The organism is Paenibacillus donghaensis, assembly GCF_002192415.1.
In the GTDB taxonomy this organism is placed as follows: domain Bacteria; phylum Bacillota; class Bacilli; order Paenibacillales; family Paenibacillaceae; genus Paenibacillus_AQ; species Paenibacillus_AQ donghaensis.
Genome location: NZ_CP021780.1, coordinates 5,095,855 through 5,108,705, shown reverse-complemented (window position 1 = coordinate 5,108,705; position 12,851 = coordinate 5,095,855). Strand labels below are relative to the sequence as shown.

Annotated in this window: 9 protein-coding genes, 1 tRNA gene and 1 pseudogene; 5 read left to right on the top strand and 6 right to left on the bottom strand. The window is 42.0% G+C overall.

What is annotated here, in order from left to right:
• Nucleotides 1–493: 493 nt before the first annotated feature.
• Nucleotides 494–579, top strand: a tRNA-Leu gene (locus B9T62_RS23385).
• Nucleotides 580–748: 169 nt separating this feature from the next.
• Here the strand turns inward: B9T62_RS23385 and B9T62_RS23380 are convergent.
• The 6 genes from B9T62_RS23380 to B9T62_RS23350 form a co-directional block, all read right to left on the bottom strand.
• Nucleotides 749–1,960: a tyrosine-type recombinase/integrase gene (locus B9T62_RS23380; protein ID WP_087917491.1), complete on the bottom strand. Its 1,212-nt coding sequence runs from the start codon at nt 1,958–1,960 to the stop codon at nt 749–751.
• A 77-nt stretch (nt 1,961–2,037) separates the two neighbouring features.
• Entirely contained in the window at nt 2,038–2,307 is a 270-nt protein-coding gene (locus B9T62_RS23375; protein ID WP_087920389.1) for a helix-turn-helix domain-containing protein, read from the bottom strand.
• Between the two features lie 439 nt (nt 2,308–2,746).
• Nucleotides 2,747–2,950 (bottom strand): helix-turn-helix domain-containing protein, encoded by a 204-nt coding sequence (locus B9T62_RS23370; RefSeq protein ID WP_087917490.1) that lies wholly within the window; start codon nt 2,948–2,950, stop codon nt 2,747–2,749.
• Nucleotides 2,951–3,038: 88 nt separating this feature from the next.
• A complete protein-coding gene (locus tag B9T62_RS23365) occupies nt 3,039–3,428 on the bottom strand; it encodes a sigma-70 RNA polymerase sigma factor region 4 domain-containing protein (RefSeq protein ID WP_087917489.1) in 390 nt (129 codons plus the stop codon).
• Between the two features lie 550 nt (nt 3,429–3,978).
• The gene (locus tag B9T62_RS39405) at nt 3,979–5,352 is read right to left on the bottom strand and encodes a response regulator transcription factor (protein WP_157793982.1); all 1,374 of its coding nucleotides are present in this window, start codon (nt 5,350–5,352) and stop codon (nt 3,979–3,981) included.
• Entirely contained in the window at nt 5,330–7,060 is a 1,731-nt protein-coding gene (locus B9T62_RS23350; RefSeq protein ID WP_087917487.1) for a sensor histidine kinase, read from the bottom strand. Before B9T62_RS23350 ends, B9T62_RS39405 begins: the two co-directional genes overlap by 23 nt.
• Nucleotides 7,061–7,312: 252 nt before the next feature.
• On the opposite strand from B9T62_RS23350, the pseudogene B9T62_RS23345 reads away from it, so the two are divergent.
• The 4 genes and pseudogenes from B9T62_RS23345 to B9T62_RS23330 all read left to right on the top strand — a co-directional run bounded on the left by B9T62_RS23345 (nt 7,313) and on the right by B9T62_RS23330 (nt 12,555).
• Nucleotides 7,313–8,235, top strand: a pseudogene (locus B9T62_RS23345) (ABC transporter permease).
• A 12-nt stretch (nt 8,236–8,247) separates the two neighbouring features.
• Nucleotides 8,248–9,117 (top strand): carbohydrate ABC transporter permease, encoded by an 870-nt coding sequence (locus B9T62_RS23340; protein ID WP_087917486.1) that lies wholly within the window; start codon nt 8,248–8,250, stop codon nt 9,115–9,117.
• A 141-nt stretch (nt 9,118–9,258) separates the two neighbouring features.
• The gene (locus tag B9T62_RS23335; protein ID WP_087917485.1) at nt 9,259–10,959 is read left to right on the top strand and encodes a type 2 periplasmic-binding domain-containing protein; all 1,701 of its coding nucleotides are present in this window, start codon (nt 9,259–9,261) and stop codon (nt 10,957–10,959) included.
• Nucleotides 10,960–11,214: 255 nt separating this feature from the next.
• Nucleotides 11,215–12,555, top strand: a complete 1,341-nt coding sequence (locus B9T62_RS23330) for an alpha-L-fucosidase (RefSeq protein ID WP_087917484.1) — start codon at nt 11,215–11,217, stop codon at nt 12,553–12,555.
• Nucleotides 12,556–12,851 lie beyond the last annotated feature (296 nt).

The window sequence follows — 12,851 nt, the reverse complement described above, 5'->3', positions numbered from 1 at the left end:
AGTTCCTAAGTTCCTAAGTTCCTAAGTTCCTAAGTTCCTAAGTTCCTAAGTCCCCAGGCTCACCAGTTGGTTAGCGCCCACAGCATATCTGAGCATCTAAGCAACTTTAATGTGTTAGACCCCTGCCCTCCGCCGTTAACGGACTCCAATGCCTCTATTTGTGCCATTTCGCTCATCTCACCGACGTAGCGGACTCCATGGCTCTTATTTAGCTCAAAGGCAGCGAACTGTCACTCATTTCGCTCTAATAAGGGCAATGGAGTTCCTTAGGCCGATAAAAAGGCATGTTTCAGCGAAATAAGAGCTATACGGTCCGCATAATCCATCCCGCACATCCACCATCCGTAGGGAAAAGCCTAGCAGTACGTAGAGGTTGAACTGACCGCATCATTAGACTCATGCAGCTTACTCAGAAATAAATTACTCTGAAGGATTGCGTGTAGGCGAGATACATGATATTATATTTCTTGTCGCGTTACCGCGATGTTATCATGCCGGGGTGGCGGAACAGGCAGACGCACAGGACTTAAAATCCTGCGGTACGTGAGTACCGTACGGGTTCGACCCCCGTCCTCGGCATCCTTGATTTATAAGGGTTTTTTCCGGAAAACCTTGGTTTTTGAAACGACTCTGGAGAGAACTTTTCAACGAGTTCTCTCCTGCAGTTCTCTCCTTTTTCCGAAGGAGAGAACGAGGAGAAGATCGCATGACTCTCATGAAATATTGAGGGCTGTGCGATCTTTTTTTATTAAAAGACCAAAACACCGCTCATTGTTGATGCTGAAGATACTTTGGAACTGTATTCTAAGTGAGAATAAATGTTGGCTGTTGTAGAATAGTTGCTGTGTCCCAGCCATTCCTGAATTTCTTTCATACTGACTCCGTTGGCGAGTAAGAGGCTTGCACAACTATGACGCAGGTCGTGATAGCGAATATGACGCAAACCATGTTTTTTAAGAGTTCTAGTAAAATTTTGTGTGATATAGCCGGGTTTAACACGTTGTCCCAGCTTATCCAAATAGATATACTCCTCATAATCAGTGCAGTAGGAGTTACCACATATGAGTTTATTAAGAGCTTGAAGCTCACGAATACGCAGCAGTAATTCCTCAAAGGCTGGCACAAGAGGTAAGGTGCGGCGGCTCGGTTTGTTTTTAGCCCGGTCCTTTTCAATGATATGTTCTTGACCTTCAAAATAAACCGGAGTTACAGTGTGCCTAATACTAATCGTTTTGTTTTCAAAATTTATAGCTGTCCATTTCAATCCGACTACTTCACTTCGCCGCAATCCATAAAAAGCGGCAAGAATGACTGCTAGCTCTATCAGTTCGCCCTTAACTTTTTCAAATAGAATGTTAATCTCTTGCTTGTTGTAGAAGCTGCCGACAAAATCATTCTTTTTGGGCCGATCAATTTTATCTGCCGGGTTTGTGTTAATTAAATCATTTTTAAGCGCATGTTTTAAAGCTTTACGTATATTAGCGTGATAGTGGAGAACCGTGTTGGTTGTCACGCCATTTTCGTCAAGCTCATACTGATAGTATTCTTGAATATGACATGGTAATAGCTCTTTGAGAAAAAGCCCTTTTTCTTCAAAGTAAGGTACAACATGATTAGTAATGACATTGTGATACGAAGCATAAGTGATAAATTCAACCTGATGTTTCATCATAGCTAGCCATTGAAGCATGAACTCAGAAAACAGTGGACCTAGATCAACTGGCTCTTCAGTGGGTTTCTCTTCGATAATTTCTTCAGCAGTTTGTTCTTTTTCAGGGGCATTTAAGTGAAGAGTAAATTCCCTCCTTGTCTCTAATAGCAATGCTTCTGCTCTTTTCTTGTTTCCTTTTACCATAAGGCCAGTAGGAATCCACTTTGGTTTTCTCTTACCTTCTTCATCTTTGCAATTCAAGACCATATAAAAAAGCCCTTTTTTTTCTTGTAGATGGCCTGCTACCATGAATATTCCTCCTTCATAGCAGCCCGCACTGATCCTACCATTGACGTATTAATTATAACACGTATGGAAGAGGAAGTTCAATGCGGTAAAGCGTCAGAGTGATAGCGATCAAAATTTGGAGTAAACAAATTAAGATACAGTAGGATATTTATTTTTGGAATTTTATAAATCCGACCAATTTTGAAATGACTGATTTTATTTTCTTGAAGTAATTTATAAGCAGTTTTGCTACTTATACCTCCAAGCATTTCACACATCTCGTCAATATTGACGATATCTGGATAATTCTGGAATAACAAATCATAAGCCTCTTGTTGATTGATTGTTCCATGATTTAATTGGTTCATGTTGAACCTCCACTTCATTTCCAAATGGAAGATAGTTGGCATTAAATGATGTTTATAAATTGTTATAAGAAGTATTTCAAACTGTCGTTGGTTAAGCGACATCATAGCTCTGTAATAATACAGAGACTCCCCCTCATCCGAGCAGGCTGCCCCCAGTACAGTTACGTTGGCCAGGCAGAAGTATCATTATCACTCTTGCACATCATGGCGAATCAATTCACCAAAAATTGATCTAAGCCAGAAAGTAATCGCTCGACCTTATAAATACAATCGGTGTCATGGCGTTTCAGCTTTGTCGCTTTCCGCTTTACGGATACAAGAGTAAAGTATTTGAAATATTCATTTATAAAATTTTCAATGTGCATTTTGGAGATGAATGTGTGTTCACCTATATTATAAAATGCGCAAATAATTTAAAAAGGCAACTCAATTGCCAAAATTATTTATCAATATAGCGATTAAGATCAAAGCGTCTTACTGCCATAATAAATTCTATAGTTAATTGTTGCTTGCAATCTTCACTGAACACTCCATTATGCCAGGACAATTTATTAATTAAACCTTCATATCTATTGATAAGTTCTATTTCTGCATCTTTATCACCAGATTGGGACATTTTCAGGAGCTCAATCACTTCTCTCATTTTTATTCCTCCTTTTTTATTGAAGATTGATCTAATTCATAAAAAAGGATGGGGGACTACGAATTGATGCCATTGAATTAACCTTTGGTCATGAATTTAAACTATCTTTTATTTTTATTAATAGTTTTTTCTTGGATTTTGTTATGGCTTGTCTGCTGACTCCTAATAATTCCGCAACTTTCCAATCCGGCTTTTCCTCATGGTACTTTAAGTAAAGAAGATTTTTTTCGAAGGAACTTAATGTAACAACAACTTTGAATAAGGATTCTTTCTGATCAATAATTGCGAAATCATTGTGTTCAGCGTTAATCTGTCTGAGTGTTACCTCCTTAATTTCTTCTAATGATCCTGTACGATACATTTCTTGATCATGCAGTTTGAAAAAGTTACGACTCATGAAAGTCATACAAGATTTCACATAGCTACTGAATGCCTTTTCAATCGATGAATATAGATCTTCTTCAGAGTTAGTTTTCATTATTTTACCTCCTTTACTTTTAAATGGTGAAAAAGGGCGCAAAATGCTACCATATTACGAAAAATGTAAATAATAATTCGAAAATAGGGATGTATGTTAAAGAAGCGGCGCATTCAAATTTTAATCAAATAATAAAATTGATAAATACTATAAGATAATAAGTCGCCTAAGGCCACCTTTTAACTTCTTCATCGATACTTCCAGATAGTCGTAATCGTTGTCGGTATAATAGTGTATCAGCTCGGTCATTTGTATTAAGCTGTCCGGTTTGAGATCGTGACAGTTAGACAAATTGCCGGATCGGGCGGCCGATCCGGCTTGGTCATGCAGGAAGCCTGAGCAACCCTTATAGGAACGCTAAGGCTATGACAGGAAAACACAGCTCTCCATCAGCCTACCCTGGCTGAAGCTTAACAGTGGTCAATTTGTTCTCTAGCCGAAAGCGCGGATAAGTTTCCTCTATTTGTCAGGAACAGCGTTAAATTAGCGTTTTTCTTCCGTGAGGATTCATTGTTTGTGTGCCCAGTCTATTAGTTCATGGTTCCTGATGCTATTGAATGATCATACGACGGTATTGGTAAGGAGTGACTCCATACTGCTCTTTGAACAGCTTAATGAAGTATTGTGGCTTCTTGTAGCCGACCATTTTCGAGATATCTGCGATATGAAGGTTGGATTCCAATAGCAGGTGGGCTGCTTTATCCATTCGCTTTACAAGTAGAAAACTGGATAAATTCATTCCAGTCTCCTGCTTGTAAAATTTACATAGGTAAACAGGATGTAGATGAACTAGTACACCGAGTTCTTCCAAATTTAGCGTATCCTCGAGATGATCAAGAAGATAAGCTTGGACGGATTCCACAATATCTTGGTTGGTTAGCTTGGATTTGCGTCCTAGTTGGGAAACGGTGGACAGAATATCGACGAAGACAGAGTCAGGGTCTTCCAAATGGTTGAAAATCCAGTTGGCGGCTATATCGGAATTTAGATTCGGGAACGCCGCATAAATATGTCTGATAAACTCAATCAGATAAAGGATTTTTAGAATTCGTGATCCGTATTGGTGAAATTGTTTTTGACTGCTTTTTTTGGTTGCTTCCCAATCTTCCTTGTCCAAAGTCCAATCACTTGGAAAGAAACGGATATTAATGAAATCATCCATGCTGATCTGTTCTCCGTAGTAAAATCGAATGAACTCGCTACGGGCAGAATTCTTCTCATGTGGAAGAAACGAATCGGAGAAGATAATATCATTAGTGTTGCACTTAATAGATAGCTCTGGTTTGCAGGAAGCAGGCAGCATCGCCGTCATCAGAGAAGGGCGGCCGGAGGAGAACCATACAAGGCAGTTCAGAGGCCAGGCAGTATCCAGTAAAAATCTTTCATTTTTTTCGGATGGAGTTGCACTCTTGGCATAGATAAATGCTTCTGACAATCGAGAACTTAGAAAAGAGGAATAGCTGCCAGCTTGCTGCTCACTCTCCGAGAGGACTTCGAGCAGCAAGCCGATTCCATTTACATCTGGCTGTTCCGTATCAACGGTTGAGCGGGTCTCCTTAATCACATGGACCGCCTGAAGGATGGCACGTTCCATCTCGTCTTTGATGACGGGCTTTAGCAAATAATCGGCTGCACCAAAGCGAACAGCACTTTGAGCGTATTCGAAGTCGGAATAGCCGGATAAAATAATCACTTGGCAGGGTAACTGCCTTTCTCGGATCCATTTCAACAGATCCAACCCGGACACCTCTGGCATGCGGATATCCGTGATAAGAATATCAATGGGGATACTCTCGAGGAGCTGCTTTGCCTCCAGAGGACTGGTGGTTGTCTGAACCTCATCAATAGCGAATTTACTCCAGTCCAGTAAATGCTTTAAATATTCCACGATATATCTGCCGTCATCCACGATCAATAATCGCATAGTTTCCGCCCTCGCTTTGGTTGAGATGAAGGTGAGCCGTAATGGTTATTCCCCCCCAGTCGTTGCGGAAGAAGCTCAACCCACTTGCTTTGCCGTATACATTCTTGAGGCGTTGATTGACGTTCCAAAGCCCAGTGCCTCGGGTTCCTACTGGAGCTTGATCGGCATCAAGTTGGTCTCGCAGAAAGCGAACTACTCCAGAATCCATTCCTTTACCGTCGTCGCTGATTTTAATTTGCAACTCATTTTCTCGCTTCTCAACGACGACAGAAATCCGATGGGCGCCGATCCGACTTTCGATACCGTGCTGAACGGCATTCTCTAGCATCGGTTGAATGATCAAGGGCATGATCGGAAAGCTATCTAACTCTGGAGGAAGCTGAATGTCGTACTCCAGATCCTTACATAAGGAGATGATAATCAAATAGTGCTCAGCCAACTTCAGTTCAGTGCCGAATGTGATTTTGCTTGAATCTAACTTGGTCATATAACGATAGTATTCTGCTAGATGCTTTCCCATCCGTTCAACTGACTCGGGCGATGTGCGGGCTACAGAAATGATATAGAACAAAGTGTTGTAAAGAAAATGGGGATTAATCTGGGCCTGTAGTTGTTTGAACTCGGCTGTTTTGCGTAGTGCAGTCTCCAGTTTGAGAGACGCGAACAAGCTCTGTGTTTGAGCAATCATATGGTTAAAGCTTCTAAACAACTGGTTGAACTCTCCGTTCGCAGAAGTCGTGATTCGTGTATTGTAATGCCCTTGCTCAACCCTTAAAAACTTTTTGTTCAGGATATGAACACTGCGATAGAAGTTGCGATAAAAAATCAGAATAATAATAAGACCGATAAGGAAAATAGCCGCGATTCCCATAAAAAATACTTGCCGCGTATGATTCAGGGGCACGAGAAAATCACTGACTCTCGTATAGGTGACCAAATAGGTATTGATTTGGGGCAAATACTTGGACAAGATATAATAATCGCCTTTTTTACTATAATAATCAAACTTCATAATTGTTCCATAGTTCGGCGCGACGCTTAACTTTGCTTTCTCTACAATCGCCTTGTCAACCGGTTTGTCATTGATCAACAGGTTTTTGTTGGCGAGAAAAAATGCCCTGGAGCTATCGCTGTTGACTGCTTTGCTTAGAAGATCAGTCAGAGCTTCTGTTTTGAGTTTGATACCGACTACATATTGAATGTCGGATGGTTGGTATTCAGGTTTCATTATCGGCGATAGGGAAAAATAGTATAATTTACCATCCACAAACTTCCAACCTTGGGAAGTAACATCTTTAAGGACGGCTAATAGACTTGAATCATTTCTTGTGCTGATAAAGTCACCGTCTTTTTTCCAAAAAATGCCAATAGAATCGACCGATTGAATGGACAGAAGCGAATTAGAAATGCGGTTATTGATTTCGTTTTTTTTCATTTGTGCATCGTAGTTGTCCAAACTATGTTTCTCCCGATAATACAATCGAACTCGATCTTCGACAGTGTATTGGATTCCATAAAGACTGGCTTCCGAAAAGACATTATTCAGCATACTTTCCGCATAATCCATCTGATTCATGGATGAACGGATCAGGTTCTTCTGAAGTGTCCGGGAACTAATGTTATTCAGCCAATAGAATAGACTCAGCGTTAGTAGCAGGAAGAAAACAAAGAAGTAAAGGAAACGCTTCATGGTTATACGTCTGTTCATGGAAGTTGCTCCTGTTCGTACATTTTATGAATTTATGGTGGTAGGGGTTATAGCGCTTTCATTATAATCTAACTTCCTGTGAATAAAAAGAGAGATGGCGCTCTAATAATGAAAGCGTTACAAAGTAGTTAATGGAGGGGATATGATGTTAATTTCGGAGCATATCGAGATGAAAGCGCTTTTGTTAAAATAAGTCCATCAGTTGGATGTACGTACAACTGAGAGAAGGAGGAAATAGCCATCGCTACTATTATCAAATATCAAAATGAGAAAAAAAGCTGGAAAAAGGAAGTTCGAAAAAATTGGCCGTTGTATGTGTTATGCCTGCCAGCCATAATTTGTGTCGTGATTTTCAATTATGCCCCATGGGCGGAGTCGTTATTGCGTTTCAGGATTACAAGCCTTGGCTTGGGATCGCCCATTCCGACTGGATTGGCTTCGAGAATTTCGTTCGTCTCTTCCAATATGAAGAATCCAGACAAGCAATTGTAAATACGCTGATCATCGCTGTGCTCAAGATCGTTGCCGGAGTTATCGTTCCCATTTTTATGGCGATTCTTCTTAACGAAATTCGAAATACTGGGCTCAAGAAAAGTATTCAAACGCTTGTTTACTTGCCCCATTTTCTGTCATGGGTAACCGTTGCCGGCATTATGATCGATATTCTCGGCCTTGACAGTGGTATGAATGCAATTTTGCATAATGTTTTGGGGATCGAGCCGATTTATTTCTTGGGGGATCCGGATTACTTCCGGCCGACCGTCGTTGTCAGTGACCTGTGGAAAAACTTCGGTTTCGGCATGATTGTGTATTTAGCAACCATCGCCGGCATTGATCCGTCATATTATGAAGCCGCGGAAATCGACGGTGCGACACGTTTTCAACAAACTTTGTATGTAACCTTGCCTACGATGCTGCCGATGATTATAGTTGTGTCGACGCTTGCTCTGGGCGGTATTCTGGACGGTGGCTTCGACCAGATATTCAACCTATATAATCCGTTGGTCTACAGCACAGGTGATATCATTGACACTTATGTATACCGCTCATCCTTACTGAACGGCCAATACGGATTTGGTACGGCTGTTGGTTTGTTCAAATCTGTTATTAGCCTAATTCTAATTGTAATTTCTTATCGAATTGCGTATAAATTGGCTGATTACAAAATCTTTTAAGGAGGCTTAAATATGTATCATAAAACGAAAGGGTACAAAGCCTTCTCGGTGATAAATCAAATTTTTCTGATTGCTATCTCGCTAGCTTGCTTCCTACCGCTGCTACACCTTCTCGCACAGTCCTTAAGTAGTAAAGCGGCTGTAAATGGTAATCTTGTGTCCTTTTGGCCGGTCGATTTCAATTGGGATTCGTACCGCATAACCTTTGACAATTCAAATTTTACAGGTTCAATGATGATTTCCATTCTGCGGACAGTCGTCGGAACACTGATCAGTATGTTCGTCATTACGACAGCCGGGTATGCGATGTCTAAGGATTTTCGTGCCCGCAATGCCTTAATGTGGCTCTTCGTAATCACCATGTTGTTCTCCGGCGGGTTGATACCTTCTTATCTATTGATATCCAGTCTAGGCCTAAAGAACACCTTGTGGGCGTTGGTTCTTCCAGGTGCTTTCGGAGCATACAACCTTATTCTCATCATGAACTTCTTCAAGACGATTCCGAAGGCTTTGGAAGAGGCCGCTTTTATCGATGGTGCTTCTTTTTTTCAGATCTTTAGAAAAGTATACCTTCCACTGTCGCTACCGGGTCTGGCAACCGTCGGACTGTTTATTATGGTGGGTCACTGGAACGCTTGGTTTGACGGCCTCTTATATATGTCGAGCACCGAAAAATACCCGTTAGCTTCCTTCTTGCAGACGGTGGTGGTGCAGGGCAATGGACAGAATATGGCCCTCAGCCAATCCGAGGCGGAGGCCATGTCGCAGCAAAGCCTCAAGGCCGCGCAGATCTTTATCAGCATTGTACCAATCATTGCGGTTTATCCTTTTCTGCAGCGTTATTTCGTTAAAGGGATTGTCCTCGGCGCTGTCAAAGAATAAGGCGCGAGTTAGGGCTGTCGCTGTTTTTTTTCAGAAACTTACGGATAAGCTCCACAATGCACGATGCTCCAAGCTAATCGGCTTGTTTAGCATAGACATTTCAAGGGGTTATTAGTACACACAAAAAAGGAGTCGAAATCGATGAAAAAAACAGTTGGAATACTTTCTGCCGCAGTCTTGATGACTGTCGCTATCGCCGGGTGCGGTGCAGACAGCGGATCGAACAACAACAACAGCAACAAAGGATCAGATTCGTCGGCTGAAGTGACACTAAAAGACGGCAAATACGATCCGCCGATTACGATTACGATTGCCAAACAGCAAGATGAGAATGCGGGCAAATATCTGGAAGGCGAGAGCTTGAATGATAACGTATTGACTCGCTGGGGGGAACAAAATCTCGGTATCAAAATCGAGACAACCCTGCTTGGTTCGGACGGCGGCAACTATAACACCAAGTTGCGCCTTGCGCTGAGCGGTTCTGAGAAGTTACCAGACCTGATTCCAATTTATGACACTACGTTGGCCAACGATTTGATTCAGTCGGGCCAGGTCAAGGATATTGCGGAGGATATTAAAAAGTACATGCCAGATCGGCTGAAGGAAATTTACAAGCAGTTTCCAGCATCATTTAACCCGGTTATCCAGGACGGGAAAGTGTATGGCATGCCGATTAGTCCAAACCTGTCCGAGGGTGAAGTGATGCTGATCCGTCAGGATTGGCTGGATAAGCTTCACTTGAAGGCACCGACTACGATTGATGAGTTCGAAAAGGTCATTGCTGCCTTCACGAACGATGATCCAGATGGCAACGGCAAAAAGGACACCTACGGATTTACCTTCTCCGGCAAGGATGGCTACAATACCGGATGGGTAAGTGATCCAATCATGATTTTCAGCGCATATACGGGCAAAAATATTGTTGGCCAATGGAATATGGACAACGGCAAACTGACTTATGGTTCCATCGCATCTGGAAATAAGGAAGCGCTTGCCAAACTCCGTGATTGGTACACCAAGGGATACCTGAACAAGGAACTCGCAACTCTGGCGGCGTGGGATGCGCTCGCCGATTTCACAGAAGGTAAAGCCGGGATCATCGTAGGCAATCCATGGATGTATGATTCTGTGAAAGATGTGGAGAAAAACGTTAAGGGCGCCAAGATTGCTGTCGCTCCTACCATTAATGGGGTTAGCGGGGAACGTACTTATCAAACCAAACAGTATAACGACGGGGTATTCATGTTCAACAAAAACTTTAATAATATGGAAGCCTTCTTCCTGTATTACGATAAGCTATATGACGCAGCCTTCGGTACTGGTGATTTCAAGTACGGTTATGCTCAGGGGTATGATTATGATATTGTCGACGGACAAGTGACTTATGATCCGGCCAAATTCAACAAACCGTTAGAGGCGCTACAAATGGTGGGCAAAATGGCCTTTACCAAAAATACGCCAAGCGTTGACGGACCCGGTAAATCATTCTATGATTTGGCGAATGGTACGAAACCTGACAACGGTGTGCTAATCCGCGCTGACGCCTTCAGCCCAACCTTTAAAGAGGGATATGTGATCTCTTACGAGGAAAGGGAATCGCTGCTACCTCCTGCATTTAACGGGGCTCCTACAAAGACGATGCAGACCAACTGGGAGCAGCTCAACACAATGGAGAAGGAGACTTACACCAAAATCATCTATGGCAAGGAGCCTATAGAGGCTTTTGATGAATTTGTGAAACAATGGAACGCAAAGGGCGGAGAAGAAATTATTAAGGAGATCAACGACTGGTACAGCAACGCTAGTAAAGTGGATGTCATGAGCAAAATGGGATTGAATTAATTCGAGTATATTTGGAAGGGATGTTGACTATTTGGACAGAGATTAATTCATAATAGCTTCTTTTTTAGCACAGTCCAATTCACTCTAGAGAAGAGGTTTGGACTGTGCTCTTTGTCTGTAGAGTAGGACGAGAGGAAATGTAAAAGTTTCTCAAATTATCGACAGCAATCTTCTATTAGAAAAGTATTAATTATTTTAATATATGAAGATGCTTAAAGACATAATTCAGCAATATTGAGGAGGCAATCATATATCATGAAATCATTGAGAGAAATGAAAAACAACTATTACCCGGTAGAAGTCCCAGCGTTAGGAAAGGATGAAATACAGTGGTTCCGCGACTCCAAGTTCGGTATGTTTATCCATTGGGGGCTATATGCCATACTTGGTCGCGGTGAATGGGTGATGTTTAATGAACGAATAAGTACTTCCGAATACGCGAATCTTGCCGCAAGCTTCCATGCAGAAGAATTTGACCCGAAACATTGGGCGCGTACGGCCAAATCTGCCGGAATGAAGTACATGGTCCTAACAGCTAGACATCATGATGGGTTCTCCTTGTTCGATACTGGAGCAAGCGATTTCAATAGTGTAAATGCTGCGGCTGGAAGGGATCTGGTGGCAGAATACGTAAAGGCTTGTCGGGACGAAGGACTTAAGGTGGGACTCTACTATTCTCCAATGGACTGGCGTTTTCCAGGATACTTTTTCCCCGAGATGTACTTGGATAGTGCGCTTGCGATGAAAGAGCAGTGCTGGACGCAAATACGCGAACTTATGACGAATTACGGCAAGATCGATATGCTTTGGTACGATGGAGAATGGCTCGCGCATGGAGGAATTAAGTGGGGTGCCGATGGATGGACCAGAGAAAAAGACTTTTTGGAAGACGAACTACACTTTAAAGTCAATTACTTCTGGGAGTCTGAAAAACTGAATGCTATGGTTCGTGAGCTTCAGCCCGGGATCATGATCAATAATCGGTCTGGCTGGGAAGGAGACTTTGAGGTTCGCGAACGTAAGATAGGCAGTATTAGAACAGATAAACCTTGGGATTCCTGTGACTGCCTAACGCAGTCTTGGGGATACATACCGAATGCACCCATGTTGACTCTTAAGGCATGTATTCATCATTTAATCCATACAGTAACGCGTGATGGAAATTATTTGCTGAATGTTGGGCCTACCGCAGCTGGTGAAATCGAAGAACGACAGATAGATCTGCTTCATCAAGTCGGGAACTGGATTGATTTATACGCCCACACCATCTATGGGACGAGAGGTGGCCCTTTCCAGCCCAGTGAATGGGGAGGCGCTACTTATTCTGGACATAGCATCTATTTGCATATTACATCCTGGCCTGACAAGCAACTGATTCTTCCGAAATGGAAGCAGCCGATTATAGAGTGGCGTGGTCACAATGTAAATGTCATTAACGTCGTAGAAACAGATAACGAAATTGTAGTTTCCGTTCCTAATGATCAGAAGGATGAAATTGATACAATCGTTGAATTACAGTTCAGAGATCCTATTGAATGGGAAGGAATAAGCGCGGTCGAAGACGGGATATACGGTCTGGCAGATGGGTTAAGTTAATAGGTATCAACATATCCAAGATTCATGGGATATAAAGTGAGGGAAGATGGTTGAACCGTGGTGTATGAAGTAACATAAGATATGTCGGTTGAAGGAAACGGTCGGAGTGGGGTTTTGTTATGCAAGTAAGATAAAATAGCCGTTATCCGACCGTTTTTATATAAAACCCATAGGGATAATATTTATGATCAATATCTGATATGGAACTAGTAGTCTTGCATAAAAAAATGTGCTTAAAAGAAAGGGGAAAAGTTAAAATTCCGAATTAAAGTAAACGCTAACATTTTATCATTTAT